The sequence below is a fragment of the Streptomyces sp. NPDC085866 genome (assembly GCF_044541035.1).
Lineage (GTDB): Bacteria > Actinomycetota > Actinomycetes > Streptomycetales > Streptomycetaceae > Streptomyces.
In genome coordinates this window covers 161,777-187,758 of record NZ_JBITSQ010000007.1, presented here as the reverse complement: position 1 = coordinate 187,758, position 25,982 = coordinate 161,777, and the positions used below count along the sequence as shown (strand labels likewise).

The window sequence follows — 25,982 nt, the reverse complement described above, 5'->3', positions numbered from 1 at the left end:
CGGTGTGAGTTGGTCGGACTGACACTCAGGACCGTAGGCAGCGCCTCTTAGCATCCACTCAGCAGCCGCTTTGACCGGAGGGCGACCAGGGCAGCGTGCGCCGCAGGACGGCCGGGCCGCGCGTGTCGCCCAGCTCGGCGAAGAGATCACCCGCCCGGTCGGCCGCCGCCTCGGCCGCCTCGCGGTCCCCCGCCTCCCACAGCATCCGGGCCAGCATGAGGGCGACCCACCCGACGGTGCAGGTCGACCCGGCGATGTGTTCCAGGCGCTGGGCGCGGGTCAGCAGGGTGAGGGCTCGCGCCGAGTCGTCCGCGGCCCTGGCCACGAGCCCGAGGTGGAGCAGGCTGTTGGTGGTGCCCGGGATGTCGTCGGTCTCCTCGAAGCCGGCGAGGACATCGCAGAGGGTCGCCTGCGCGCGGTCGGTGTCCCCGGCGGCCAGGTGGAGCAGGCCCAGGCAACCGAGGGTGATGCCCTCGGCCCGGCGGTCGCCGAGTCGGCGCCGGATCGCCAGAGCCGCCTCGAGGTGCTTGCGTGCCGCGTCGTGGCCGCCCCGGCTTCGGTGGATGTTGCCGAGGGTGTTGAGGGCCAGGGACTCACCGTGCGGGTCGTCGAGCGCGCGGAAGCAGTCGACACCGCGTTCGGCCGCCGCCACGGCGGCCCCGGTGTCGCCGTCGCGGCGGCTCGCACACGCGAGAGTCGCCAGGGCGTAGCCGCGTGCCCGGGCGGGGCCGACCGTACGGCCGACGAGTACCGTCTCCTCGTAGAACAGCGACACCTGCCCCGCCTCGTCGTCCTCGACCACGTAACCCGGTGTCATCACCGGGAAGAACGGCCCCCTCCCGCCCTGGACGTCATCCAGCAGCCGGAGACACTCCGCGCAGGCCTCACGCGCCACCGAGCCCTCGCCCCGGCATACGGCCCAGATGCCCTCCAGGTGCGCGGCGGCGGCGAGGACCGAGGGATCGCCGGCATCGTGGGCGAGGGTGCGCGCCAGGTCGAGGGCGGTGCGGGCGCGGTCCCACGTACCCCGCATCCACAGCAGGATCGCCTGCTGGCAGTGGGCGTACGCCAGCGCCGCCGGGTCCGCCCGCAGCCGGTGGATGCCTACGATCTGCTCGCCGATGTCCTTCAGCGGGGAGCCGTCACCGAGGCGGACGGCCAGCACGGCGCGCCCCATCAGCGCTCTCGCCCGCGCGAGGGTGGGCTCCGGTGCGGCGGCCAGGGCGTCCTCCAGCCAGCGGCGGCCCTCGGCGAGGCGTCCTCGTTCGGGCCAGAACGAGCGCAGGGCCACGGCCAGCCGGAGCGCACTGTCCGGTTCGTGGCGCAGGAAGGAGCGCAGGGCGGCCCGGAGATTGCCGTAGTCGGCCTCCAGCTCGAGCGAGGTGGCTCCGCAGATGCCGGTGGGCGGCTCGCGGTCCCGCGCCTCGGCCAGCTCCAGGTAGAACCGGCGATGCCTGGCCTCGGTGGCGGCCAGTTCCCCGGCGGCCCGCAGCCGCTCGGCGGCGTACTGCCGGATCGTCTCCAGCAGCCGGTAGCGGACCTCGTCCTGCCGGGGCTCCGCCCACACCAGGGACTTGTCGGCCAGCCGGCCGAGGAGATCCAGTACCGAGGTGTCATGGGCGCCGTCCGCGCACACCTCCTCGGCCGCGGCGAGGGAGAACCCGCCCGCGAAGACCGCCAGTCGGCGGAACAGGCGCCGTTCCTCCTCGTCGAGCAGCCGGTGGCTCCACTCCAGGGTGGCCAGCAACGTCTCCTGGCGGGTCGCGCCGCGCCGGCCGCCCCGGCCGAGGAGGGCCAGGGCGTCGTCGAGCCGTTCCGCGATCTGACGCGGGGCCAGTACGGGCACCCGAGCCGCCGCGAGCTCCAGGGCCAGGGGCATGCCGTCGAGCCGGAAGCAGATCTGCGCGACGGCCTCCGCGTTCCCCGGGGTCAACCGGAACCCGGGGTCCGCGTCGCCGGCCCGCTCCACGAACAGCCGTACCGAGGCGAACCGGCCCAGCTCCTCCACGCCCGGAAGCCGGCGGGGATCCGGCAGTCCCAGGGAGGGCACCCGGAAGGTGCGTTCCCCGTAGCTGCGCAGCGGCTCACGGCTGGTCGCGAGCACGAGGACGCCGGGGCAGCGGGCCAGGACCTCCGAAGCCAGGGCGGCACACGCGTCGATCAGGTGCTCGCAGTTGTCCAGGACGAGCAGCAACTCGCGGCCGTCGAGCTGTGCGAGCAGTGCTTCCCGGCCTCCGGACGGTGGCAGCTGCAGTCCCAGGGCAGCGGCGACCACCTCGGGCACGAGGTGCGGTTCCGCAAGCCCGCCGAGGTCCACGAACCACGCCCCGTCCCGGAAGTCGTCGCCCCGACGAGCAGCCACGGCGAGCGCGAGCCGGGTCTTGCCGCAGCCACCGGCCCCGGTGAGGGTCAGCAGCCTGCCCCGCCCGAGCAGCTTCTCCACCTCGGCCATCTCGCGTTCCCGCCCGATGAGGGCGGTCGCAGGCGCCGGCAGACGGTGCCGTGGCGCCGCCGGCCGCTGCTCCCGCGCCTCGACGGAGTCGGCCAGCAGCTCACGGTAGAGACGGCGTGTCTGCGGGTCGGGGTCGGCGCCGGTCTCGTGGCGCAGTGCGTCCCGCAGCTGCTCGAAGTCGGCCAGCGCCTCCCGCCGTCGCCCGGCCTCGGCCAGGACCCGCATCAGCGCCCGGTGACCGGGCTCGTGCAGCGGATCCTGCGCGATCAGGGCCCGCAGTACGTCGAGGGCCTCGGCCGTCCGATGGTCGTGCTCCAGTGCCTCGCCCAGCCCCAGCCGGAGCGCCGCACGCCGCGCCTCCAGCGCCTCGGCCGCCTCGCTCGCCCAGGGCTCGTACCGGTCCTCGGGCAGCAGCCCGGCATCGGCCAGGGCGAGCGCGGCACGGTAGTCCGCGGCACCGCCGACGCCCGAGGCCCGCCGGGCCGCCTGCTCGAACGCGTCGAGGTCGATCCGCACACCGCCGTCGGGTGCGAGCACCACCATGTCGTCGCGGAGGACGAGCACGTCTCCCGGTGTGCCGGTGGAGGCCAGTGCGCGCCGCACGGCGTGCAGCACCTGGTGCAGGTTGTTCGCCGCGGACGCCGGGTCGAGGTCCGGCCACAGAAGGTCGTAGAGCCGTTCCCGGTGCATCCGGTGGCCGGGTGACAGGCACAGCAGTTTCAGCAGGCTTCGGGCCTTGCGCAGCCGCCACGCCCCGGCGGCGACCGGGCGGTCCCCGACCGCAACGGCAAAACCACCGAGGAGTCGGATGTGTACCTCATCGGCCATGGCTGCCCTCACGAGCAGGCTACAGCCCGACCGCATCCAGGACTCGCGGGCCCGTTCCCTGCCCCCGCCCGGATGCATGACCATGCTCGCGGCGGAAGGATCGGCATAGAAGGATCGGCGTGGGTGGTCCACGCTCCGCGACGCAGTGCGGTGCTCACCACCGACCGGCGCCTCGGCATCCGTCCGAGCTGGGGGTATCGCCCGTTCCGGCGTTGTTACCGGAGCATTGACATGGATACGAAACACATATTGCGACGTCTTTCGAGCCCTGCAGAAACGGGAGCGCACGCGGCCGGGGCACCCGTGGCCACCGCCGCCGACTGGGGCCTCCTGCTCGTCCGACTCACCTTCGGACTGCTGATGGCCGCGCACGGCGGGCAGAAACTGTTCGGGATCTTCGGCGGGAACGGCCTGACGGCGACCGGCCGGGCGTTCGCGAGCATCGGATACCGCCCGGGAAAGCTGTTCGCCGTCATGGGTGGCACGTCCGAGTTCCTCGGTGGTCTCGGCCTGGCCCTCGGACTGCTCACTCCACTCGCGGCCGCCGCCCTCATCGGCACGATGATCAATGCCATGGCCACCGTCACGGGCGCCCATGGTCTGTGGGACACGGACGGCGGCGTGGAGTACAGCGTCTGCATCACCGTGGTCGCCATCGCCATCGCGGCCATCGGCCCGGGCCGCCTCGCCCTGGACCGCTTCTTCCGCTGGGGCACGGGCGGCTGGGGTGAGGCGGGGTTCGCCCTCGGTCTGGGCGGGGTCGCCGCGGCGATAACGCTGAGTCTCTAGATGACCCAAAAGGGAAGCGAAGACTCTGGTGGAGTTGAGGTCATACGTATAACCTCCCCTCCATGTTCAACCGCTGAGGAGCGCGCAATGCAGTCATCACCGAACAAACCGACCGATCGGGACCGAGCTCACCTGCTGGCAGCCATCGAGCTCGCGGCCGACGCGCGGAAGCACGGAAACCATCCGTTCGGCGCGCTGCTGACCGACTCCGCGGGAAAGGTCCTGCTCACGGCCGAGAACACGGTGCTGACGGAACGCGACGTCACCGGTCACGCGGAGACCAACCTGGTGCGGTCGGCCTCGCGCACGCTGGAGCCGAATCGGCTCATCGAGGCCACGATGTACACCAGCACAGAACCGTGCGCGATGTGCTCCGGCGCCGTCTACTGGAGCGGCATCCGCCGAGTGGTGTATGCACTCGCGGCCACGGAGCTGAACGTCCTCGCGGGAGCGGATCCCAACGAACCACTGCTCGACCTGCCGTGCCGCCAGGTCTTCGAGTCGGGTGGGAACACGGTGGAGGTGTCCGGGCCGTACCTGTACGAGGAGGCGGCAGCGGTGCATACCGGGTATTGGGGGTAGGGAGCAAAATGCAATCGGGTGGCGTGTTTTGTCTCCTTGCATCGCACCGGGCGTGGCATGCCGCATCAGCGAACTGGTCATCGACCTGCGCTCCCGGATCCAGCCCCGCTGACGTTGTCTACTCCGCGTTGAGCTGGTGGTCGGCCCAGACGTAGCTTTCGGGCAGCAGGTCGGTGATGGGGACGCTGCGGATGCGGTCGCCTTCGCCGACGATGATCTTGAGGGCCGGGAAGTAGTCGAGAAGGACCTGACGGCACCGGCCGCACGGGGGAACAACCCCGCGGTCGCGGTCGCCCACGGCGACGATCGTCTCCAGGTGGTAGGCCCCTTGGGCGGCTGCCGTGCCGATGAGGACCAGTTCTGCGCAGGGGCCTCCTGTGAAGTGGTAGGCGTTCACCGCGGTGATGATCCGGCCGTCCTTGGCGCGGGCCGCGGCTGCCATGGTGTGGTTGTCGCCCCGGCAGCGGGTGCGGGCGACGTGGGCCGCGGCCTGGATGAGTTCGTGGTCGACGGGGTGGGTCGGCGTGGTCATTCTTCTCTGCCTTCGTCAGGGTGCCAGGCGACGTTGACCCGAGTGACGCCGGTGCGCAAGCGAATATCGGCGCTGTGCGTGTTCCGCCGGATGATGTGGACGCGTGATACACCCACCGTCCCCTCGCGCGACCGTGACATGACGTCCGGCCAACTTGGCGCTCAGGAGCCAAGTTGGTGTGAGGCTGCGGAAGCCCTGAGTGGACGGGCGAGGGTCGGTTGTCAGGAGGGTGCCGAGCAGGTGATCGAGGCGAGCGCCTGATGGAGGGTGCCGTCCGTCGACGGGCGGTCCTGCCAGCGCGCGCCGATGTGACCGTCGGGTCGGATGAGGAGCGCTCCCTGCGGGTGGATACCGCAGAGGTCGGCGTGCTCCTTCGGAAGGGTCTCGACGCGTAGTGGCCATCGCGCGTCGGTGTGTTGGGCCCAGTGGGTGGGGTCCGGAGTGAGCAGGGTGAACCATGCGCCGAGGGCGTCGAGCGTGGAGCGGCCGGGTGCGAGCCAGAAGTGGGGCATGCGGTGGCCCGGCTCTGCGGTGGGGACGTAGTCCGTGTCTCCGTCGCACAGTTCGGACGGGGTGCTGTTGCCCGTGAGGACGGCTGCGGAGTGGTAGGTGAAGCCGAGCACGAGGCCCAGTTGGGCGAAGAACCGCTCCGACCAGGGGAGTTCGATCTCGGACGACGTCCATTCGCCAGTGGCGAGCTGGTCACGGCGCCTGGTCAGTACGTGGACCATGAGCTCGGTGTTGGCCACCGCCTGGCTGAGCGTCCGGAGGGCGACGGGGCGGCGTTCCCTCTCGTAGGTTTCCAGCAGGTTCGGTTCGGCCCAGCCGCGGAGCACGCCCGCCAGTTTCCAGCACAGGTTGTGCACGTCGGCGAGGCCGGTGTTCATGCCCAGGCCGCCGATGATGGGCAACGCGTGCGCGGCGTCGCCGGCCAGCAGGATCCGGCCGTGCAGGAAGCGCTCGGCGACGAACGCGTTCATGACCCAGTGCTGGACCCGCAACACCTGTGCTTCCACGTCCGCTCCGGGGCCGAGGGCGCGTGCGACGACGTCGGGCCAGTCGGCATCCGTGGTGTGCTCGGGCGTGGCACCGAACCAGGCCCAGCCTCCTTCGGGGTAGAGCGGGGCGAAGGAGCCGTGCGGGGTGAAGTAGACCCCGGCGGGTTGGTGTGCGCACCAGCGGTCGAGGTCGGCGTCGAACACGACGGTGGTGAAGCCGCCCAGTACTCCGGGGCCTTCGGTGTCGATCCCGAGCAGTGGCCGGACGGTGGATCGCGCGCCGTCGGCGGCGATTACGTAACGGGCACGGACGCGCGTCCTCTCATCGCGTCGGCGGTCGGCGAGCAGGGCCACGACGCTCTCGGCTTCTTCGGCCAGGCCGACGAGTTCGACCCCGAACCGCACTTCCGTGTCTGCCGCGGCGAGCAGAGTGGGTTCCAGCCGGTCCTGCGAGGTGACCACGCCGATCACGGGGCTTTCGGGAACCGGCGCGTCGACCCCGACCATCGCCGCCGTGGCGAAGTCCCGGTCGTGCAGGGTGTCGCGGAAGCGGACGCGGCCGTACTCCGGCGCGAACGCCTTGGCCGCGATCCTGTCGGCGAGCCCCAGCTGGCGACAGATCTCCATCGAGCGCACGTTGACCAGCCGGGACCGAGGAAACGGTGACAGCTCGGCGTGCTTCTCGACCAGCAGTACCCGCACGCCCCAGCGTTCCAGCAGCGCTCGGGCCGTGAGCCCGACCGGACCGCCGCCGACGATCAGTACCTCCACCTCGGCGTTGGCCACGGCCATGTCGAGCTCCTCCTGCTCACCTCGGGACTGTCGGGGCCCTCGGTGTCCGTCGGCGATGCCGTCTCGGGAATCCGGCCCGAGCCGTCACGAGATCAATGGTCCGCACCTGGCGGCGGGCCGCAATGCGAGAAGCATGGGGGAGGGAGGGCCCCGCAGGCCGGGGCCCTGGCCGAGGGGTCACTGGATGAGGAAGACGACCGAGCGGAGCTTCAGGCGGTCCGTGGCCGGGTTGCCGTGGGGGCGGAGGGTCCAGGAGTCGCCCGAGCAGTCGGGCTCGGTGAAGACGATGGCGAACTCGTCGGTGTCGTTGTGCGGGGCGAAGGCGGGTTCGGAGGCGGCCGGGTCCGCGACCTCGGGCAGGGTGACGCACTCATCGCTCGTCGGGTCGTGCAGGGTGGCCGTCTGCGGCCGGCCGTTCAGGCCGATGAACCGGTAGCTGAAGTCGCCAGTTGCGGCCTGCGCGGGGGTGGCCAGGGCGGCGGTGAGGGCGATAGCACCGCAAACGGCGGCGACGGTGTTCCGGAGACGCACAGAGTTCTCGTTTCGTGAGGACAACCAAGGTCATCTGCAGCCCTGCTCCCCGCGAGCGCCTCGCATGCGGACCGTCGGAGGAGAAGCGTTCCGCTGTCACCCGTTCGGATGCGCCCCTGGTCGTCGCCCTGGTCGGTGCCCCGGTTGTCAGTGGCTAGTGCTACCCAGGTGGTGAACCGGGAGGTGGCCCGATGCTGCCCGACATGACCGCCGCCTCTTGCCGCCGTCGAGGTGATCCACGCAGGCGACGTACCCGCACTGCAGGACCTGCTCGCCGTGCATCGGGGCCTGGCCAGTCCGGCCGGGCGACACGAAGGCCGGCCGAAGGGTCCTGCACATCGCCACGGGCCGGCCCGGCCACTACCCGGGCGGCTCGCACACCGTCACCGCGCTGGTCGCGGCGGGGGCGGACGAGCTTCACCGGCCCGCACCGCGGGACCCCCTGCACTGGGCGGCCGGCAACGACGACGTCCCCGTCCTTGACGCCCTGCTCGATCTCGGTGCAGACATCGAAGCCGACGGCGGGGTCATCGGCGGCGGCACCCCGATCGCCGGCGCGGTCGCCTTCGGCCAGTGGAACGCCGCCCGGCGCCTGCTGGACCGCGGCGCCCGCACCAGCCTGTGGCAGGGCCGCCCTCGCTGCAGCCGACCGCGTCACCGCCAGTTTCCCGCCCCAGGCCGAGCCGCCGCGCCGCGAGGAGATCACCAACGCGCTGTGGCGTGTCTGCAACGGTGGGACAACAGCCGCTCGCCGCCAACCTGTTGGAGCAAGGCGGTGAACTCGACCGGATCGGCTACGACGGGCTGACCGCACTCGATGCCGCCGACAGGTCCGGCCACGCCACCCTGGTCGCCTGGCTGCGGGAGCAGGGAGCGATATCGGCCGAGGGCCTCGCCTGACACCGCCTCGGCCGGACCGTCGCGTGCTGTGCGTCTCTCACCGGCCGGGCGCCCCCGTCCGCAGGCCGTCCAGGACTAGGTCGAGGAGCCAGGCGGCGCGTGCCTGCCAGTCTTCGTGCGGGTCGAGCTGCCACAGGCCCGCGATGGCGAGGAAGAAGTCCTCCGGGGTGACTCCGGGTCGGATCGTGCCCGCCTTCTCGTTGGCCCGGAGCAGGAGTTCCGCCGCGGAGGTCACCGGCGTGTGAGCCGGCTTCGCCGGGCTTCCCGGTGCGCTGGTGGCCTGGCGTATCGCGTCGGCCAGGCCGGCCTTGGTCATGGCGAACTCGGCGAGCCGGTCCATCCAGGCACGCAGGGCCTGCTCGGGCGCCCGGGTGTCGAGCAACTGAGCCGCGCTGTCGGCGACCTGCCGCATCTCGTGGCGGTAGATCTCGAGGACGAGTGCCTCGCGGTTGGGGAAGTTGCGGTAGAACGTGCCCTGCCCGACGCCGGCCTTCTTGGCGATCGCGCTGAGCGGTGCGTTCGCGCTGCGCGTCAGCTCGACGAGTGCCACTTCCAGGATGCGCTCACGGTTGCGCTGTGCGTCGGACCGCAGCGGGGCGTCCTTCTTCTGTGGCACTCGTCCTCCTCAAGGGTTCTGGCCGAACCCCGCCCTTGCTAACCGGACAGCTGTCCGTATAGGTTCCTCAGGTAGCGGATAGCTGTCCGGTTGCGTCCACGGTAGCCGTGGACGCCGCCCTGCGGCAGTCAGCAGTTGCCACCTTCATCGGCCCAAGCATCCCGCACCTTCGGTTCCCGCCTCCGGCAGCGGCCCGCTCGACGCACTCTCCGCAACCGTCCTGGAAAGCGAAAGAAGTTGTTCATGGCGTTACCGACGTCCAGTGTCATCACCCTGAAGATCAACGGCGAGAAGTACACGCTGCCCGTCGACCACCGCACCACGCTGCTCGACGCCCTGCGCGAGCGCCTCGATCTGACCGGCACCAAGAAGGGCTGTGACCAGGGCCAGTGCGGTGCCTGCACCGTCCTGCTGGACGGGCGCCGGACCGTCGCCTGCCTGCAACTGGCCGTGGCCGCCGAGGGCCACGAGATCACCACCGTCGAAGGCGTCGCCGACGGGGAGCAGTTGCACCCCGTGCAGCAGGCCTTCCTCGACCTGGACGGCTTCCAGTGCGGCTACTGCACGCCCGGACAGATCTGCTCGGCGATCGGGGTGATCCAGGAGCACGCGGCGGGCTGGCCGAGTGCGGTCACCGACGACGTACGGCCCGAAGCGGGACCACCACCCCTGACCGCCGATGAGATACGCGAGCGGATGAGCGGCAATCTGTGCCGCTGCGGCGCGTACGTCTCGATCGTCGAGGCGGTGGCCCGGGCGGCCGCGGCCGGATCGGACACCGGAGCAGCCGCGGCGGTGCGCACCGGCTCCGCTACGGAGGTCAAGGAGGCCATGGCATGAGGGAGTTCGGTTATCAGCGAGCCTCCGACGTGGCCGGCGCCGTCGCGCTGCTCGGTGCCGATCCGGACACGCGCTTCCTCGGCGGCGGCACCAACCTGGTCGACCTCATGAAGGCCGGCGTCGAACGCCCCGCCCACCTGGTCGACATCCGCGCACTCCCGCTCGACGGGATCGAGTCGACGCCGGAGGGCGGTCTGCGCATCGGCGCCACCGTCACCAACGGTGACCTGGCCGCCCACCCCGAAGTCCGGCGCCGCTATCCGGCACTGGCACAGGCGGTGCTGGCCGGCGCGTCCGGGCAGCTGCGCAACATGGCCACGGTCGGCGGCAACCTGCTCCAGCGCACCCGCTGCGGCTACTTCACCGATGTCACCCAGCCCTGCAACAAGCGTGCCCCCGGCAGCGGTTGCCCCGCCGTCGAGGGCGAACACCACAACCACGCGATCCTCGGCGCATCCGACCACTGCGTGGCCGTACACCCCTCGGACATGGCCGTCGCACTCACCGCCTTCGACGCCGTCGTCTCGTACGAAACCGCTGACGGGCCGGGCGAGTTGCCGCTCCTGGAGTTCTACCTGCCCGTCGGCGACACCCCGCACCGCGAGACAGCCCTGCCGACCGGCGCGCTGATCACCGGCGTCACCGTGCCGCCCGCGCCCACAGCCGCCAACTCCCGGTACCGCAAGGTGCGCGAGCGCGCCTCGTACGCGTTCGCCATCGGGTCGGTAGCCGCCGCCCTCGACGTTCGTGACGGCATCGTCCGGGACGTGCGTCTGGCGCTCGGCGCGGTCGCGTCCCGCCCGTGGCGGGCCGTCGCGGCCGAACGTGTCCTGACCGGCGCGCCGGCCGACGCCGAGAGTTACGCCGCGGCGGCAGCGGCCGAGCTGACGGCCGCGCGGCCGCTGCCGCACAACGGCTACAAGGTGACCCTGATGCACAACCTCCTCGTGGCCGTGCTGACCGAACTCGCCGAGGAGGCCGCCCGATGACCACCGTCACCACCGGGACACCCACGTCGACGCCCTCCGTCGGCACCGCACACACCCGCGTGGAGGGCAGGGACAAGGTCACCGGAGCGGCCCGCTACGCGGGCGAGGTCCCCTTCGCCGACCTCGCGCACGGCTGGCTGGTGCTGTCCACGGTCGCCCGCGGCCGCATCCGCGGGATCGACACCGCTCCCGTCCTCGAACTCCCGGGCGTCCTCGCCGTCCTGGACCACCGCAACGCCCCGCGCGTCGAGACCGATTACGCCGGCCTGATGGGATCGAAGCCCGACTTGACCTGCGCCGTCTTCCAGCACGACCGGGTGCCGCACCTGGGCTGGCCGGTGGCGCTGGTCGTCGCCGAGACGTCCGAGCAGGCCAGGGAGGCCGCCGAGGCGCTGGTGGTGCACTACGAACAGGAGCCCCACGACGTCGACTTCACGGGCGAACACCCGGACGCCTATCCGCTGGACGGCCATATGCCCGCGGTGACGGAGAAGGGAGATCTCGACGCCGAGCTGGCCGCGTCGGCCGTCGTCCTCGACGCCGAGTACACCACCCCCGAGGAACACCACAACCCGATGGAACCGCACGCGGCGACCGTCCGCTGGGACGGCGGCCGACTCGAGGTGGTCGACTCCAACCAGGGCACCACCTGGGTCGTCGGCGAACTCGCGAGCCTCTTCTCGCTCGACCCGGCCTCGGTGCACGTACGCTCCGAACACGTCGGCGGCGGCTTCGGCAGCAAGGGCGTCCGCGTCCACCAGGTGGCCGCCGTGATGGCCGCGACCGTGCTGCAACGCCCGGTACGCGTGGTCCTGACCCGCCGTCAGATGTTCTCGCTCGCCGGTTATCGCAGCCCCACCGTCCAGCGTGTCAGGCTCGGCGCCGGCGCCGACGGACGGCTGCGCGCTCTGGAGCACCGCTCGGTCAGCCTCACCTCCACCGTGCACGAGTTCGTCGAGCCGAGCGCCGGGGTGGCCCGGGTGATGTACGGCGCCGACGCCCACCACACCGCCAACCGAGTCGTACGGCTCGACGTACCGACCCCGACGTGGATGCGCGCCCCGGGTGAGGCACCGGGGTCGTTCGCGCTGGAGGCGGCGCTCGACGAACTCGCCGAGCAGTGCGGGATCGACCCGATCGAGCTGCGCCTGCGCAACGAACCCGACAAGGGGCCGGTGTCCGGCCTGCCGTTCGCGGGCCGTAATCTGCCCGCCTGCTTCCGCGAGGGCGCGCGCAGGTTCGGCTGGGCGGACCGGGACCCGCGTCCGGGTCTGCGCCGGGACGGTCGCTGGCTGCTCGGCACCGGCACGGCGGCAGCCTCCTTCCACGCGGGTGCCATGCCGTCCACGGCGGCCGTGACCGCGCACCCGGACGGCACCTTCACCGTCCGGATCGCCGCGGCCGACATCGGCACCGGGGCCCGTACCGCACTCACCCTGGTCGCCGCGGACGCGCTGCGCGTGCCCCCGGAGCGGGTCCGTGTACGCATCGGCGACAGCGACTTCGGACCGGCCATGATCGCCGGCGGATCCATGGGCACCCGCTCCTGGGCTTGGGCGGTCACGGCCGCGGCCGACGAGCTGCGCGACAGGCTGGCCCTGGGCGCCGGCATCCCCCCGGAGGGCATCACGGTGCGGTCGGACACCACCGCGGCCATCGGCGCCCTCGCCCCCGCCGAACGCCACTCCTTCGGGGCGCAGTTCGCCGAGGTGGCCGTGGACGTCAGCACCGGCGAGGTGCGCGTGCGGCGCATGCTCGGCATCTTCGCGGCAGGCCGGATCGTCAATCCGCTCACGGCACGCGGTCAGTTCATGGGCGGCATGATCTGGGGCATCTCCATGGCCCTGCACGAGGAGGCGATCCGGGACCGCGCCTCGGGCGGCCACGTCGGACCCGACCTCGCGGGCTATCACGTGGCCACGCACGCCGACGTACCGCACATCGAGGCCGACTGGATCGACGACTCGGACCCTGGGGATCCGGTCGGGATCAAGGGCATCGGAGAGATCGGCGTCGTGGGTGCCGCGGCCGCCGTCGCCAACGCGGTCTGGCACGCGACCGGTGTACGCCACCGCAGCCTGCCCATCCGACCGGACCGCGTCATCCAGGCCGGGGTACGAAGTGTTTGACATCGCCGCGGAGTTGCTCCGCTGGGTCGAGGAGGGCCGGGACTTCGCCGTCGCCACCGTGCTGGCGGTGGGCGGCAGCGCACCGCGCGGTCCCGGCGCCGCCCTCGCCGTCGACAGCGAGGGCACCGTCATCGGCTCGGTCTCCGGCGGGTGTGTGGAGGGAGCGGTCTACGACCTGTGCCGGCAGGCGCTCGGGACTGGCGAGAGCGTCACAGAGCGGTTCGGCTACAGCGACGAGGACGCCTTCGCCGTAGGACTGACCTGTGGCGGGACGATCGAGGTACTGATCACGCCGGTGGCCGGGCGGCTGCTCGCCCGGACGGTCCTGGCGTCGGCCCTGTCGGCCGTTGTCCGGGGCGAACCGGCGGCCCTGGCCAGGGTCGCCCGCGGTCCGGCCGAACTCCTGGGCCGCGCCCTGCTGGTACGACCCGACGGCACGTACGAGGGCGGCCTCGGCGGCCCTGCTCGGCTGGACCGGGCGGCGGCGGCCGAGGCCCGGGCCCTGCTGGAGGCCGGGCGTACCGGCACGGTGGACGTCGCCGCGGACGGCTCGCACTGTCCCGGCGCCCTCACCCTGCTGATCGAGTCGAACGTACCGCCCCCGCGGATGATCGTCTTCGGCGCGGTGGACTTCGCCTCGGCGCTGGCGCGGGCCGGCAAGTTCCTCGGCTACCACGTGACCGTCTGCGACGCCCGCCCCGTCTTCGCCACGCGGTCGCGATTCCCCGACGCCGACGAGGTCGTCGTCGACTGGCCGCATCGCTATCTGCGGCGCACCGCGACCGACGCCCGGACCGTCCTGTGCGTGCTCACCCACGACGCGAAGTTCGACGTACCCCTGTTGAAGGCGGCCCTCTCGATGCCGGTGGCGTTCGTCGGTGCGATGGGCTCGCGCCGCACCCACGAGGAACGAAATCGACGTCTGCGGGAAGAGGGCGTGAGCGAGCGGGAGCTGGCCCGGCTGCGCTCCCCGATCGGCCTCGACCTCGGCGCCCGCACCCCGGAGGAGACCGCCCTGTCGATCGTCGCGGAGATCGTCGCCGTCAGACACGGCGGGACGGGCGTTTCGCTGACCGGCACGAAGACGCCGATCCACCACGACCAGAGGGGACGTGACGAGGTTACGGCCGCCTGAGGGGCTCCGCCGTCCGCGCCGTGCTCAGGCCCGGGGGCACAGGACGAAGTCCGGGTAGGCCCGCCAGGTGAGGTCGGTGTCGAGTTCGGTGAGCGCGTCACGGATCCTGCCAAGGTGAGCCGGGGTCAGTTGGAGCGGTGGCTCGTCGGGCTGGTAGGTGGTGCGGACCGGGTAGTCCACGCCCGGCTCGGTGGTCATCTCGATGTGGCAGCCGAGCACATGGGTGACGGGTCGACGGCCGGCGAACTCGATCAGACGGTCGATGCTGCGGGCGAAGGCGGGGACGTCCTCGATGTAGAGCCGTCCGGGGTACACGCTGTCGCCGGTGAGCAGCAGGCCGGTGGCTGGGTCGTAGAACGTGACGGCCGCCTCGTGGTGGCCCGGGGTGGCCAGGCACTCCAGCACCCGGCCGCCCAGGTCGACGTGGGCCACGGCGTCCGGGTCCGCGTCGAACCCGAAATACCGCCAGGCGCCGGCGCGGTCGGCGCCCACCACCGTGGTGTCGGGGCGATCGGTGAACTGGTCGTCGCCGGCGACGTGGTCACCGTGCCCGTGGGTGTGCAGCACCAGCAGCTGGTAGCCGTCCCGGGGGTGCCGGTCGAGCCAGTCCGCGAGGAGCCCGTCGACCACCCGGCGCAGGGGGAAGAACTCGGCCGACTCGGTGGCGCCGGTGTCGATCAGCACCGCCCGTTCGTTGCCGCAGAGCAGGAACAGGAACGGCGCCTCGTAGTGCACCGCCATGTTCTGCCGCAGGATGAACGTGTGCTCGTCATAGGCGTGGACCTGGATGTCCGGGTCGGTGTTGTGCTTGGCCGACGGCGAGCCGTGGATCCACCGCACGTCCAGCGAACGGGCCTGGGGAGGGGCGCTGGTGAAGTCGATCAGGGGCGTGCCGGTGTCCACGATGCCTCCGTGCGTGCGTCGTCTTGGCGGGCCGGGTACGGCGCACATCTCGTCCGGGGCAGGCACGTCAGAGCCTCCGACGGGACGCTACCACGGTGTCCGACGGGGCCCCGTGGCCCTGGCCCGCACGTCCTTCTGCGCATGCCGTAGAGGCCGTCCGTGGTCGGTGGCATCACCGCGGCCCGCCGCTTTTGCCCGGCCCGCCCGACGGAGGAGGCGGCGCGGCCGGCTGGTCGGCGAGCAGGCAGGCGGTGAGCGCCGCGGTGTCGTCCTGGAGGCGGTTGTGGCTGTAGGCCATCAGGTCGCGGTGGAGCTGTTCCAGCAGCTCCCGCGGCGGAAGGGGTCCCCAGGAGCGCAGACGCTCGAGCAAGGGGTAGAAGGTGCCGTGGGAGTCGCGGGTCTCCGTGATGCCGTCCGTGTACAGCAGGAGCTGGTCGCCGGGCCGGAAATCGTAGACGTCGACGTTGTACGGCTCGGCGATCAGCACGCCGAGGTTCAACGGCGGAGCCGACCGCCCCCGGTCCAGTTCGCGCACCTCGTCGGAGCGGATGAGGAGCGGGGGCGGATGACCGCAGTTGACGATGCGGACGAGATGACCGTCCGTGGGGATCTCGGCGAAGACGGCGGTGACGAACCGCTCGCCCACCTCGCTTCCGCTGAGCAGCATCGCTCTGCGGCCCATGCTGATCTCCACGTGGTCGGCCAGGGCGGGCAGATCGGGCTCGTCGTGAGCCGCCTCGCGGAACGCGCCCAGCATGGTGGCGGCGGTCTCGACCGCGAGCAGCCCCTTGCCGCGGACGTCGCCGATGAGCAGCCGGACCCCGTACGGGGTGGGGACGGCCTCGTAGAGGTCGCCGCCGATGCGCGCCTCAGCGGCGGCGGACAGGTAGAGGCTTTCCAGGCGAAGGTTGCCGATCCGGTGCGGCACCGGCCGCAGCAGGACACGCTGCGCGATCTCGGCCACGAAGCGCACGTCGGCGAGCGTGCGTTCACGGCGGGTCCGATGGGCGGCCAGGACCGTGCCGATTGCGCCCACCAGGACGGTGCAGATGTAGGAGGCCACGTAGTGGCGCTCCCACAGATAGCCGACGGACCGGCCCGCACAGCAAGGGGTACCGGCCAGGACCCCTTCGAAGAGGACCGCGAAGACCGTGACGGCGGCGACCACGAGCGGCCCCTGGGCGAAGGCGGCCAGCAGCGGCACGGTGATCAGTGCGAAGCTCACCGGCCAGTCCACCGGCGTGACGGGTTCGACCAGCAGAAGGGCCGCGACGAACAGCGCCGGAAGCCAGCGCATCCACGCCGGAGGCGCGGCCAGCTGTGTTCGTACGGCCATGCCGGCCTCCAACTCCCGACGGGTGTGCCCGAGCCTCACCCGGCACTCCCGCACGCGCGCGCCGTCGGAACTGCCGGACCAGCCGGGGACGCGTGTCGTGCCGGTGGACGACTCGCCTGATGGTTCGGCTTTCGCGGCCTTCGCACACCGGACTCCTGATCGCACGACCCCTGCAAGAGGTCCAGCCTCCTGCGCGGGGTCCCGGCACACCGGCGATTGCTCCACTTGGCGGCATGTTCTGGAGGTCGGGGCATGGGTGGAGGACGGTGTCCGCCGGATGGGGGAGGGGGATACGACCTGCGCGTGACGCGGCGCGTGAGCCTGCCGACGAGGGTGGATCTCCCAAGGGGAGAGGAAAAGGGGGGACCTTCGATGGACCAGGTGGACCAGGTGGACCGTTTGGACCGGGCGGGGCGGCTGGCGGCGTACGGGGCGGCTCTGGTGATGACGCCCTACGCGTTGATCAAGATCTCATGGGTGGTCGGGGCGGTGGCGGGGCTGCTGCCCATCGGTGACGGGTTCGACCTGACCGGATGGGTGGTGCTCAACACGGCGACCATCGGCATGGCGGCCATCGGGATCGCCGTGGCCCTCGGCCTCGTACGGCCCTGGGGGATGCGGATACCGGGACCGCTGGTGGCGTTCGTCGCCTGGGTGGGCACGGGGTTCCTCGTTCCCTTGCTGCCGTATGCCGTACTGGACTCGCTGCTGGGTCTGTCGGGCGGCGCGCCACACCGCCATGAGGACTCCGGCCCTTCCATGCCGGGTTGGGAAGCCGCGCTGATCCAGCTCAGCTTCGTGGGGATGGGCCTGGGTCTCGCACTCGCCTTGCCCGCCTACCTTCGACGGCGTTGGCCGGAGGTGTTCGAGGGAAGAGTCGGAGACGACGGCGAGCGCAGTTCGTGGCCGGTTCTGTGGGCGGCCGGCATCGCGGCGGTGATCGGCCTCGTCTGGGTCTATTGGGCGCTCGGCGGCACGGCCGGTGTCGCCCATCCCGCGGACCGGGAAGCCGCCGGACGGCTGCTGACGGGGGTGTGGGGAACGTGGGCGCTCGTCGCCTCCGCTGCCACATGGATCCTCAGCCGCCGCCGGCCTGCCCGTCTGCCCCGCTGGGTCCCTTTGACGCTCGGCTGGCTGGGGACCGGTTCGCTGTTCGCGTGGAGCGGCTGGAGGCTGCCGATCACGTTGTACGTCGCGATCGCGCACCCCACTGATGTGTCGCTTCCCGAGAACCTCGCGTTCGCGGCCCTTCTGCACGCCGCCGCCGTGGCCGCAGGCGTGGCCATGCTGCCGGTGCTCGTCCGCTCCCGCAGGCTTCCCACCGCACACGCCGCCGCCACGGCCTCCGCGTGACCACGGGCTTCCGCCCGCGCCGGGGCCAAGTGCCCTCCGGCGCAGGCGGATTGCGGCGACGACAGCGGGAACGCCGCACCGACCGGGACGACTTCGACGGCAAGGCCCAGGACGCTTCTCCTTCATGCCACGGGCCGCTCAAGAGGCCGCCTGAGCACGAAAGTTCACCCTGCCCGCGACTTCCGTACCTGCCCTCGCCCGCCAGGCCGCACCTGATCTCGCGGCCGTCCTCACGGGGGCTCCCAGGTGACCCGCGCCGGCTCAGGCAGTGGCCGGCCAGGGAACCGTGCTCTGGGCCGGGGCGTCGTAGTCGATTTCGGGGACGTGCCAGCCGTAGAGCCGGCCGACCTGCGCCTGGAACCAGGCGGTGTCCGCGAGTTCGGCCAGGGTGTCGGTGGCCGCGGCGGCCCAGCGTTCGTGGACGGCGTCCTGAACCTTGTCGTCCAGCTCCCAGCCGTCGAGGCGGATCCGCTGCTCCTGGTCGAGCTGGAGCGGCACCGCGCCGGTGAGCTGTTGCCAAAGGGCGGCGGCCTGCTGAGCGGTGCTCTGGAAGCCGTCGCCGAGGACGGCACGGAGAAGGCTGGTGTAGAGGGCGATGGACGGGATGGCGGTCGAGGCCTGGGTGACAGCCGCGCCGGCGACCACGGTGTGGGCCTGTCCGCCGAGCGGCGCCAAGTCCTGCTGAAGGCGGCGCGCGGTGTCCTCCAGGTGCTGCTTGGCCGCGCCGATGGTGCCGGCCCGGTAGATCGGTGCGGTCAGGTCGGAGCCCACGTAGGAGAGCGCCACCGTGTGGAAGCCGTTGTGGATGAGGCCACGGTCCGCCAGGGCGTCGATCCACAGCTTCCAGTCGGAGCCGCCCATGACCTGCACGGTCGCGTCGCGCTCCGCGTCGACGGCGGGTTCGAGTTCCAGGGAACCGACGAGTGGGGTGTCGCCGTCGAACTGCAAGGTCTTGGCCCGGTAGGCGGATCCCAGGGGCTTGATCACCGAGTGGTGGACCTCGCCGGTGACCGGGTCGGTGCGGCGGGGCGCGGCGACGCTGTAGACGAGGTAGTCGACCTTGCCGTACCGGGCAGCGAGGTGGTCCAGTGCCTCTTCCTTGGCCTCGACGGAGAAGGCGTCCGCGTTGAGGAAGGTGAAATCGCTGTCCGGTCCGGCGAGTGCTGCGGTGCGGGCCGTCCGGTACCAGCCGCCGGAGGCGGTACGGCGCTCGGTCTCGGGAGCCTCGAAGGCGATGCCGATTCCGCGCATACCGTAGGTGCGCAACGCGGCGACGGTGGCGGCGAGTCCGTAGCCGGCGCTGGAGCCGATGATCAGGGCGACCGGTCCCGCCTCGATGGCCGGGCTGGTGGGCGCGGGGGTGTGCTGCCACAACTCGTCGACGACGGCTGCGCAGCCCTCGGGGTGGGAATTGACGTAGAGGAAGCCACGGTTGCCGGGCTTGATCTCGCGGAGAGTCATCGATTTCCTTCGTGCTGAGGAGTCATCGCCCCGGTGAAGAGCGTGCGCCACCGGCAGGGGGGCGGCGGTCCGACGGCTTCGGCGGGGGCGGCGAAGCCACGAGCCCGCTCCGGGCCGGCCAGGCCTCCATCCTGTCCGGTCAACCCGTACGGAGATGTGGCGACATGGGCCAGGGTCCGTTCGGGAATCTTGTCGATGTCGTCCTCGTACACATGGCACCTCCGTCCTAGGCCTCCCGCCCCACGGAGGTGAACGACATGTCCGGGTAGCGGTCGCCCGCCACCCGGCCGGCGATCGGCTCCAGCAGCGTCAGTTCGCCGGCGGTCAGGGTGATCCGGGTGGCCGCGGCGTTCTCCAGGAGGCGGCTGCGCTTGCGGGTCCCGGGGATCGGCACGACGGTCAGGCCGTGCACCTGGGCCCGCTGGTGCACCCAGGCAAGGGCGATCTGCGCCGTGGTGGCGCCGTGATCGGCGGCGATCTTGCGCAGGGGCTCCAGGAGGGCGGCGTTCGCCTTGGCGTTGTCGCCGGTGAAGCGCGGCTGATACTGCCGGAAGTCGCTGCTGGAGAGCTCCGTGCCCGCGTCGACGAAGGCACCGGTCAGGAAGCCGCGGCCCAGCGGCGAGTACGGCACGAACGCGACCCCCAGCTCCGCGGCCGCGCCCACCGCGCTGCGCTCGACGTCCCGGCTGAAGACCGACCACTCGGACTGGAGCGCGGTGATCGGGTGCACGGCGTGCGCCTCGCGCAGCTCGGCGCCGGTGACCTCGCTCAGGCCGAGGTGCTTGACCTTGCCCTCCCGCACCAGTTCGGCCATGGCGCCGACGGATTCGGCGAGCGGGACGGCGGGGTCGCGCCGATGCATGTAGTACAGGTCGATGACCTCGACGTTCAGGCGGCGCAGACTCGCCTCGACAGCGCTTCTCACGTAGGCCGGTTCGTTACGGATACCGCGGTAGCGCGGGTCGTCGGCGCGGCGCTCGATGCCGAACTTGGTCGCCAGAGTGATCTCGTCGCGGTGCGCGGCCACGAACGGTGCGAGGAACTCCTCGTTGGCGCCGGAGCCGTACATGTCGGCGGTGTCGATGAGGGTGACACCCGCCTCGAGAGTGGCCTCCAGGGTGTCGCGGGCCGCCGCGACATCCGTCTCGCCGTACGCGTCGCTGATGCCCATGGCGCCGAAGCCCTGCACCCCCACGAGGGGGCCGCCGTTGCACAGCCGGACCTTGCGGATCTGTTCGATGCCGTTGCTCATGCCCGTCACGCTAGATCGTTCGAGTGTGCTCGAAGCAAGTGCTTTCCGGGTACTGGCCGGCGCCTTCCGTGCGCTGCTGCGCGGGTCGGCCGGCGCGGCGAGGAGTATAGTATTCATCAACTGATGAATTACTGCTCTCGTGATCGTGAAGGGCAGGACTGCAATGGAACAGACCACGTGCTGTGTAGTGGGAGGCGGTCCCGCGGGCATGGTGCTCGCCCTGCTGCTGGCCCGGGCCGGTGTCGCGGTGACGGTCCTGGAGAAGCACGGCGACTTCCTGCGCGACTTCCGCGGCGACACCGTCCACCCCTCCACCCTCGCCCTTCTGGACGACCTGGGGCTGGCCGAACGCTTCGCCCAGCTGCCGCAGCGCCGGGTGAACACCGTCCAGCTGCCTGTCGGGGCCGGCCGCTCGACGGTCACCGTCGCTGACCTCACGGTGCTGCGCGGGCCGTACAACTACGTGGCGATGGTGCCCCAGTGGGACCTGTTGGACCTGCTCGCGGACGAGGCCCGGCGCGAGCCGTCCTTCCGGCTGAGGATGAACACCGAGGCGACCTCCTTCCTGATCGAGTCCGGACGGGTCACAGGGGTGCGTTACCGCACCGCCGACGGCCGTACCGGCGAGTTGCGGGCCGTCCTGACCGTCGCCTGTGACGGCCGCGGATCACTGGCGCGCTCCCGGCCGGAACTGGGACTGCGCACCTTCACCTGCCCCATGGACGCCTGGTGGTTCCGCCTGCCACGGCGGGAAGGGGACCCGCGCGGACTCGTCGGCGGTGCCGGGGACCGCTTCCTGACCGCGATGATCGACCGCGGCGAGTACTGGCAGTGCGCCGGACTCATTCCGAAGGGCGCCGACGCGCAGCGCCGTGCCGCGGGCCTGGACCGCTTCCTGGCCCAGTTCACCGCGGCCGTCCCCTGGATCGCCGACCGCTCGCACGCCCTGCGCTCCTGGGACGAGGTCAAGCTCCTGGACGTACGCCTGGACCGGCTGCGCCGCTGGCACCGTCCGGGGCTGTTGTGCATCGGCGACGCCGCGCACGCGATGTCCCCGGTCTTCGGCATCGGGATCAACCTCGCCGTCCAGGACGCCGTGGCCGCTGCCCGCTATCTGACCGAGCCGCTGCGCAAGGGGACCGTGGGCCTGCGCGATGTACGCGGTGTGCAGCGCCGACGTCTTCCGACCACGGTCACCACCCAGGCGCTCCAGCGCACGGCCCACGCCCTCTTCATCGCACCCGTCCTGCAGGGCCGTCCGCCTCTCGGCAGCCCGGAGCGGGCCCAGCGCCTCGCACGCCGGGTCGCCGGATCGCGATGGATGCGGCGCCTGCCCGCGTACTTCATCGGATACGGCGCACTTCGGGAACGTCCACCCACGGTGGCCCTCCGCTAGTCGCCGCCAGGAACGCGAGGGGCTTCGGGCCCGTGTCAGTCGCTGCGTACCGGCCCGAACGCGAACACCGCGGCCACGTCGGCCTCCACCGCCCGGGCGGTGGAGATCAGGTGCGGCAGCAGACGCTCGCGTGACTGCTCGGGTGTCTCCGGTCCCGCGTGCAGGGCGACATTGAGCGCGGCCACGGCCCTGCCGCGCGCGTCGCGCAGGGGCACTGCCATGGAACGAAGTCCCAGCTCCAGCTCCTGCTCGACCATGGCGTATCCGTCCTGCCGTGCCTGGACGAGGACTCGGGCGAGATCCATGGGCGAGGTACGGGTGAAGGGGGTCAGCGGTCGGGGAGGCAGTGCGGCGAGCAGCCGCTCCTGGTCCGGCCGGGTCAGGTCGGCCAGCAGCACGCGCCCCATGGACGTGGCGTAGGCGGGCAGTCGGGCTCCCGGGTGGATGCTGACGTTCGTGACCTGCTGGGTGGCGGAGCGGGCCAGGTAACGCACCTCCGCCGCGTCGAGTACGGCGACGGAGGCGGACTCATGGACGCGGGTGGCGAGTTCGGCCAGATGCGGCTGCGCGATGTCGGCCAGACCGAGACCTGACAGCCGGGCGTAGCCGAGGCCGAGGGTGCGTGGGGCGGGAAGGTAGTGCCGTCCGCGCTGCTCGGCGTAGCCCAGGTGCTGCAGGGTGAGCAGGTTGCGGCGCGTGCTCTGGTAGGACAGGCCCGCGGCCTCCGCGGATTCGTTGAGGGTGAGACCGCCACGAGCCCCTCCGAGCGCGGTGAGCACCGCGAGTCCGCGAGCCAGGGCCTGCAGGAACAAGGGCCCCAGCTCCGTTTTGGCGTCGGCGTAAGGGGACGGGGTCAGGCCGTCGGCTGCCGGGCGGTCGGCACTGAGCGCGTCACCCATCTCCCGTGCCGCCCGGGTGAGATGGCCCAGGGCGTGGGTGCGGAGCGCCTCCGCGCCGAAGCGGCTCGTGTGGGCGAGGACGCTCAGTGCGTACCGGGGTCCGCCGTCCCGGCCGGGCACGGGAACGGACAGGGCGACCAGGCCCGGGGCGGCGATCTGGTCGTCCAGGGCCCAGCCCTGCTCGGCCGAGTCGGAGATCCAGGCGGCGAAGTCCGCCTCCGCGGCCTCCTGTTCGAGACGCGTGAAGCGTGGCGGCAGCGCCGGGTAGCCGGTGTCGAGCGGGTCGGTGGCGCGGTGTGCCCGCCAGGCCGCGTGCTGCTCGGGGTCCCAGTCGCCGGCGAGTACGGCACCGGCCGCGCAGCGGTCCGCGGGCAGCAGGTCACCGACCCGGAACCCCAGCGGAATCACCCGGTCCCGGGGGATCGCGCGAGCGACGATGCGCATGTCGCAACCGTCCGCCGTGATCAGCGACACGGATTCGTCCAGAGTGCGGGCCAGGTCGTCCAGATGCGGCTGGACCCGGTCGGGCAGGCCTGCCGCGCGCAGATAGGCGTTGCCGAACTCCATCAGCCGGGGGGCGGCCAGGAGGTCGCGGTCCGTCAGGCGCAGATGGCCCAGGTGGGTCAGTGTCGCGGCCAACCGGTCCACGGCGGAGCGTGCCAGGCCCGTCGACCTGGCGAGGTCGGCCGGGCGCACCGCCCCGTCGGCCTCCGCCACGGCCTTCAGTACGGCCAGGCCCCGCGCCAGCGGGCCCTCCGACTCCGTGCCGGACCCCGCCTCCGTGGCACCACCGGTCGTCGCCCTCGCGCGTCCCGCCATCGCCGGCCCAGCTCCTGTGCTCCTCGTCCTGATCCCTGACGGGAGAACGCTACCGAGCGTTGACAGCGCCGCACACACACCGCAGACTCTGGTTTCACGCAGAACGAACGAAAGTTCACTCAGCGAAAAAATTCAGGTTGCCTGGCCCTGCGGGACATCACCGGCCCGGCCCCAACCCTGAGGACAGCCATGAGTTCTTCCGTCCCGAGCCGCGCGGATCTCGCCCGTCACGCCGGCTATGAGTTCCTGTCGACGACCGTGCTCCTGTTCGGCGTGGTCAGCCTGGTGCGCCTGCTCGCGCTGCCCGACTCGCCCTTCGCGATCAGAGACGCCCACCTCATGCTCGGCACGGCCGGCGCCGTGGTGGCACTGCTGCTCGCCGCGCTCATGTACGCCCCGACCGGACGTGCCTCCGGCGGCCACTTCAACCCCGGAGTGACCGTCTTCCTGTGGGCCGACGGTCTCTTTCCCGGCCGCGCGGTCCTGCCCTACATCGCGGCGCAGCTGGCCGGTTCGGTCGGCGGCCCCGCCCTGGCCCGCCTGGTGTGGGGCGACCCCGTCCTGCGCATCCACTACGCCCTGGTCGCGCCCGCCCCAGGGACCGGCACGACAGCGCTGTTCCTGATCGAGACCGCGGCGCTGATCGCCGTACTCGCCGCCGTGGCGGTGGTGATGGGCCGCCCTCGGCTGCACGCCCTCATCCCGGCCGTCATCGCCGTCGGCGTGGGCCTCGTCATCGCCTCGCTCGGCACGGTCACCGGCGCCAACATCAATCCGGCCCGTGCCTTCGGTCCGGCGCTGCTCTCCGGCGAATACACGCACCTGGGCACCTACCTGCTCTCACCCCTCGTCGCCGGCTTCCTCACCGGCCGCGCCCACCGCACCCTGCGCACCGGCCGACCGGCCCCCGCCCAGCCCGCCACCACCTGACCACCCCGCACCCTTCATCCTGGAGCAGCGCATGCCCGCCACCCGCGGCCTGATCATCGACGGCACCGAGGTGCCCGCCTCCTCCGCCCGTACGACTTCCGACATCAACCCCTGGACGGGGGACGTCCACGCGGAGGTCGCCGCCGGCACCGCCCATGACGTACGCCGCGCGGTGGACGCCGCCGACGCGGCCTTCGAGCGGTGGGCCGCAACCAAGCCCGCCACACGCCGGCAGATCTTCCTCAAGGCGGCCGAGCTGATGGTCAGCCGCACCGACGAGATCGTGCGAACCATGGCGCAGGAAGTCGGCGCCACCGCACCGTGGGCCGCGTTCAACGCCCGCCTCGGTGCCGACATCCTGCTGGAGGCGGCGGCCGCCGTCAGCCGGCCGGCCGGACAGGTCCTCGCCACCGACGCCGACGGGGTGATCTCCACTCAAGTACGCGTTCCCAAGGGTGTCGTCGCCGCCGTCTCACCGTGGAACGCCCCGGTCATCCTGGGTGTACGCGCGGTCGCGCTGCCGCTCGCCGTCGGCAACACGGTCGTGATGAAGCCCAGTGAGGACGCCCCCATCGCGTGCGGCCTGCTCATCGCCGACATACTGCACGAGGCCGGGCTGCCCGCAGGGGTGCTCAACGTCATCACCAACGACCGCGTGGACGCCGCCGACGTGGTCTCCGCACTCGTCGCCGACGAACGCGTGCGCATGGTCAACTTCACCGGCTCCACCGAGGTGGGCCGTGCCATCGGGGTCCAGGCCGCCCAGCACCTCAAGCCCGCGGTCCTCGAACTCGGCGGCAAGAACGCCCTGGTGGTCCTGGAGGACGCAGATCTCGACTACGCCGTCGACGCGGCCGTCTTCGGCTCCTTCATGAACTCCGGCCAGATCTGCATGTGTCTCGACCGCCTCATCGTGCACCGCTCCCTCGCAAAGGCGTTCACGGCAAAGCTCGCCGCCCGGGTGGCCGAGCTGAACTGCGGCGACCCGGCCGACCCCGGCGTCGCCGTCGGCCCCGTCGTGAACTCCGGGGCCGCACAGCGCATCACGGCGCTCGTCGACGACGCGGTCGCCAAGGGCGCGACCCTCGCGGCGGGCACCGGCAGGCCCGAAGGACCGGACACCCTGATCCGCCCGGTGGTGCTCACCGGGGTCACCAAGGACATGAAGATCTACTACGACGAGACCTTCGGCCCCGTCACCGTCGTGCACGTCGTCGACGGCCCGGACGAAGCCGTGGCCCTGGCCAACGACACTCCCTACGGGCTGACCGCCGGCGTCATCACCGAGGATCTGGCCGCAGGGCTCGACGTGGCCGCCCGCCTGCGCACCGGGATCGTCCACGTCAACGACCAGTCCATCGGCGACGAGCCCCAGGCCCCCTTCGGAGGCGTGAAGGACTCCGGTTACGGCCGCTTCGGCGGGCAGGCCGGCGTCGAGGCGTTCACCGACACGCGCTGGGTCACCGCCCAGGTACGCGGACACGCGCACTTCCCGATCTGAGCAGCCGACAGAGGCCGGG

21 protein-coding genes, 1 pseudogene and 1 riboswitch are annotated in these 25,982 nt (G+C 71.8%); of the genes and pseudogenes, 12 read left to right on the top strand and 10 right to left on the bottom strand.

Going from position 1 to position 25,982, the window contains the following annotated elements; all coding sequences use genetic code 11:
• Window positions 1-58: 58 nt before the first annotated feature.
• Window positions 59-3,280, bottom strand: coding sequence for a BTAD domain-containing putative transcriptional regulator (locus tag ACIF83_RS19295; RefSeq protein WP_399728294.1), 3,222 nt, complete (start codon window positions 3,278-3,280; stop codon window positions 59-61).
• 303 nt (window positions 3,281-3,583) lie between these two features.
• Between ACIF83_RS19295 and ACIF83_RS19290 the strand changes: the two genes are divergently transcribed.
• A complete protein-coding gene (locus tag ACIF83_RS19290) occupies window positions 3,584-4,069 on the top strand; it encodes a DoxX family protein (protein ID WP_399728291.1) in 486 nt (161 codons plus the stop codon).
• Window positions 4,070-4,156: 87 nt separating this feature from the next.
• The gene (locus tag ACIF83_RS19285) at window positions 4,157-4,651 is read left to right on the top strand and encodes a nucleoside deaminase (protein WP_399728288.1); all 495 of its coding nucleotides are present in this window, start codon (window positions 4,157-4,159) and stop codon (window positions 4,649-4,651) included.
• Window positions 4,652-4,769: 118 nt separating this feature from the next.
• Here the strand turns inward: ACIF83_RS19285 and ACIF83_RS19280 are convergent, their stop codons facing one another.
• From ACIF83_RS19280 to ACIF83_RS19270, 3 genes are all read right to left on the bottom strand, one after another.
• The gene (locus ACIF83_RS19280; RefSeq protein ID WP_399728285.1) at window positions 4,770-5,183 is read right to left on the bottom strand and encodes a cytidine deaminase family protein; all 414 of its coding nucleotides are present in this window, start codon (window positions 5,181-5,183) and stop codon (window positions 4,770-4,772) included.
• A gap of 221 nt (window positions 5,184-5,404) precedes the next feature.
• Window positions 5,405-6,973, bottom strand: coding sequence for an FAD-dependent monooxygenase (locus tag ACIF83_RS19275; RefSeq protein WP_399728282.1), 1,569 nt, complete (start codon window positions 6,971-6,973; stop codon window positions 5,405-5,407).
• Window positions 6,974-7,150: 177 nt separating this feature from the next.
• A complete protein-coding gene (locus tag ACIF83_RS19270) occupies window positions 7,151-7,504 on the bottom strand; it encodes a hypothetical protein (protein WP_399728279.1) in 354 nt (117 codons plus the stop codon).
• A gap of 280 nt (window positions 7,505-7,784) precedes the next feature.
• Here ACIF83_RS19270 and ACIF83_RS19265 point away from each other — a divergent pair.
• Both ACIF83_RS19265 and ACIF83_RS19260 read left to right on the top strand, forming a co-directional pair.
• Window positions 7,785-7,985: pseudogene (locus ACIF83_RS19265) on the top strand (ankyrin repeat domain-containing protein); the annotation flags it as partial.
• Between the two features lie 239 nt (window positions 7,986-8,224).
• Window positions 8,225-8,404 (top strand): hypothetical protein, encoded by a 180-nt coding sequence (locus ACIF83_RS19260; RefSeq protein ID WP_393479610.1) that lies wholly within the window; start codon window positions 8,225-8,227, stop codon window positions 8,402-8,404.
• A 37-nt stretch (window positions 8,405-8,441) separates the two neighbouring features.
• Here ACIF83_RS19260 and ACIF83_RS19255 read toward each other — a convergent pair whose 3' ends face one another.
• Window positions 8,442-9,020 carry a TetR/AcrR family transcriptional regulator gene (locus ACIF83_RS19255; RefSeq protein ID WP_399728276.1) on the bottom strand — a complete coding sequence of 193 codons (579 nt, stop codon included), beginning with the start codon at window positions 9,018-9,020 and terminating at the stop codon, window positions 8,442-8,444.
• 243 nt (window positions 9,021-9,263) lie between these two features.
• Here ACIF83_RS19255 and ACIF83_RS19250 point away from each other — a divergent pair, with 243 nt between their 5' ends.
• Genes ACIF83_RS19250 through ACIF83_RS19235 form a run of 4 tightly spaced genes read left to right on the top strand, consistent with a single transcriptional unit; the run spans window position 9,264 to window position 14,113 of the window.
• Entirely contained in the window at window positions 9,264-9,860 is a 597-nt protein-coding gene (locus tag ACIF83_RS19250; protein WP_399728274.1) for a 2Fe-2S iron-sulfur cluster-binding protein, read from the top strand.
• Window positions 9,857-10,849, top strand: a complete 993-nt coding sequence (locus ACIF83_RS19245; RefSeq protein ID WP_399728271.1) for an FAD binding domain-containing protein — start codon at window positions 9,857-9,859, stop codon at window positions 10,847-10,849. The genes ACIF83_RS19250 and ACIF83_RS19245 overlap by 4 nt, the downstream gene beginning before the upstream one ends.
• Window positions 10,846-12,978, top strand: coding sequence for a xanthine dehydrogenase family protein molybdopterin-binding subunit (locus tag ACIF83_RS19240; protein ID WP_399728268.1), 2,133 nt, complete (start codon window positions 10,846-10,848; stop codon window positions 12,976-12,978). Before ACIF83_RS19245 ends, ACIF83_RS19240 begins: the two co-directional genes overlap by 4 nt.
• Window positions 12,971-14,113: an XdhC family protein gene (locus tag ACIF83_RS19235; RefSeq protein WP_399728265.1), complete on the top strand. Its 1,143-nt coding sequence runs from the start codon at window positions 12,971-12,973 to the stop codon at window positions 14,111-14,113. Before ACIF83_RS19240 ends, ACIF83_RS19235 begins: the two co-directional genes overlap by 8 nt.
• 24 nt (window positions 14,114-14,137) lie before the next feature.
• Here the strand turns inward: ACIF83_RS19235 and ACIF83_RS19230 are convergent, their stop codons facing one another.
• Both ACIF83_RS19230 and ACIF83_RS19225 read right to left on the bottom strand, forming a co-directional pair.
• Window positions 14,138-15,016, bottom strand: coding sequence for an MBL fold metallo-hydrolase (locus tag ACIF83_RS19230; protein WP_393479252.1), 879 nt, complete (start codon window positions 15,014-15,016; stop codon window positions 14,138-14,140).
• 12 nt (window positions 15,017-15,028) lie between these two features.
• Window positions 15,029-15,096: riboswitch (guanidine-III (ykkC-III) riboswitch) on the bottom strand.
• 92 nt (window positions 15,097-15,188) lie between these two features.
• Window positions 15,189-16,352, bottom strand: a complete 1,164-nt coding sequence (locus tag ACIF83_RS19225) for a PP2C family protein-serine/threonine phosphatase (protein WP_399728262.1) — start codon at window positions 16,350-16,352, stop codon at window positions 15,189-15,191.
• A gap of 372 nt (window positions 16,353-16,724) precedes the next feature.
• Here ACIF83_RS19225 and ACIF83_RS19220 point away from each other — a divergent pair, with 372 nt between their 5' ends.
• Window positions 16,725-17,705 (top strand): hypothetical protein, encoded by a 981-nt coding sequence (locus ACIF83_RS19220; RefSeq protein WP_399728259.1) that lies wholly within the window; start codon window positions 16,725-16,727, stop codon window positions 17,703-17,705.
• Window positions 17,706-17,966: 261 nt separating this feature from the next.
• Here the strand turns inward: ACIF83_RS19220 and fabV are convergent, their stop codons facing one another.
• Window positions 17,967-19,166: an enoyl-[acyl-carrier-protein] reductase FabV gene (gene fabV / locus ACIF83_RS19215; protein WP_399728256.1), complete on the bottom strand. Its 1,200-nt coding sequence runs from the start codon at window positions 19,164-19,166 to the stop codon at window positions 17,967-17,969.
• Between the two features lie 226 nt (window positions 19,167-19,392).
• Complete coding sequence (locus ACIF83_RS19210) at window positions 19,393-20,418, bottom strand: aldo/keto reductase (RefSeq protein WP_393479261.1); 1,026 nt, start codon at window positions 20,416-20,418, stop codon at window positions 19,393-19,395.
• Between the two features lie 163 nt (window positions 20,419-20,581).
• Here ACIF83_RS19210 and ACIF83_RS19205 point away from each other — a divergent pair, with 163 nt between their 5' ends.
• Window positions 20,582-21,814 carry an FAD-dependent oxidoreductase gene (locus tag ACIF83_RS19205; protein ID WP_399728253.1) on the top strand — a complete coding sequence of 411 codons (1,233 nt, stop codon included), beginning with the start codon at window positions 20,582-20,584 and terminating at the stop codon, window positions 21,812-21,814.
• A gap of 35 nt (window positions 21,815-21,849) precedes the next feature.
• On the opposite strand, the gene ACIF83_RS19200 is transcribed toward ACIF83_RS19205, so the two are convergent.
• Entirely contained in the window at window positions 21,850-23,532 is a 1,683-nt protein-coding gene (locus ACIF83_RS19200; RefSeq protein ID WP_399728250.1) for an IclR family transcriptional regulator C-terminal domain-containing protein, read from the bottom strand.
• A gap of 189 nt (window positions 23,533-23,721) precedes the next feature.
• On the opposite strand from ACIF83_RS19200, the gene ACIF83_RS19195 reads away from it, so the two are divergent.
• Both ACIF83_RS19195 and ACIF83_RS19190 read left to right on the top strand, forming a co-directional pair.
• Window positions 23,722-24,462 carry an aquaporin gene (locus tag ACIF83_RS19195; protein ID WP_393479268.1) on the top strand — a complete coding sequence of 247 codons (741 nt, stop codon included), beginning with the start codon at window positions 23,722-23,724 and terminating at the stop codon, window positions 24,460-24,462.
• A gap of 31 nt (window positions 24,463-24,493) precedes the next feature.
• Window positions 24,494-25,963, top strand: a complete 1,470-nt coding sequence (locus ACIF83_RS19190) for an aldehyde dehydrogenase family protein (RefSeq protein ID WP_399728246.1) — start codon at window positions 24,494-24,496, stop codon at window positions 25,961-25,963.
• Window positions 25,964-25,982 lie beyond the last annotated feature (19 nt).

Bases quoted from the DNA above. Each gene is read 5' to 3' on its own strand.
- ACIF83_RS19295 (WP_399728294.1), bottom strand. From the start codon at position 3,280: ATGGCCGATGAGGTACACATCCGACTCCTCGGTGGTTTTGCCGTTGCG.
- ACIF83_RS19285 (WP_399728288.1), top strand. From the start codon at position 4,157: ATGCAGTCATCACCGAACAAACCGACCGATCGGGACCGAGCTCACCTG.
- ACIF83_RS19280 (WP_399728285.1), bottom strand. From the start codon at position 5,183: ATGACCACGCCGACCCACCCCGTCGACCACGAACTCATCCAGGCCGCG.
- ACIF83_RS19275 (WP_399728282.1), bottom strand. From the start codon at position 6,973: ATGGCCGTGGCCAACGCCGAGGTGGAGGTACTGATCGTCGGCGGCGGT.
- ACIF83_RS19250 (WP_399728274.1), top strand. From the start codon at position 9,264: ATGGCGTTACCGACGTCCAGTGTCATCACCCTGAAGATCAACGGCGAG.
- ACIF83_RS19245 (WP_399728271.1), top strand. From the start codon at position 9,857: ATGAGGGAGTTCGGTTATCAGCGAGCCTCCGACGTGGCCGGCGCCGTC.
- ACIF83_RS19240 (WP_399728268.1), top strand. From the start codon at position 10,846: ATGACCACCGTCACCACCGGGACACCCACGTCGACGCCCTCCGTCGGC.
- ACIF83_RS19225 (WP_399728262.1), bottom strand. From the start codon at position 16,352: ATGGCCGTACGAACACAGCTGGCCGCGCCTCCGGCGTGGATGCGCTGG.
- ACIF83_RS19220 (WP_399728259.1), top strand. From the start codon at position 16,725: ATGGACCAGGTGGACCAGGTGGACCGTTTGGACCGGGCGGGGCGGCTG.
- fabV (WP_399728256.1), bottom strand. From the start codon at position 19,166: ATGACTCTCCGCGAGATCAAGCCCGGCAACCGTGGCTTCCTCTACGTC.
- ACIF83_RS19210 (WP_393479261.1), bottom strand. From the start codon at position 20,418: ATGAGCAACGGCATCGAACAGATCCGCAAGGTCCGGCTGTGCAACGGC.
- ACIF83_RS19205 (WP_399728253.1), top strand. From the start codon at position 20,582: ATGGAACAGACCACGTGCTGTGTAGTGGGAGGCGGTCCCGCGGGCATG.
- ACIF83_RS19200 (WP_399728250.1), bottom strand. From the start codon at position 23,532: ATGGCGGGACGCGCGAGGGCGACGACCGGTGGTGCCACGGAGGCGGGG.
- ACIF83_RS19195 (WP_393479268.1), top strand. From the start codon at position 23,722: ATGAGTTCTTCCGTCCCGAGCCGCGCGGATCTCGCCCGTCACGCCGGC.
- ACIF83_RS19190 (WP_399728246.1), top strand. From the start codon at position 24,494: ATGCCCGCCACCCGCGGCCTGATCATCGACGGCACCGAGGTGCCCGCC.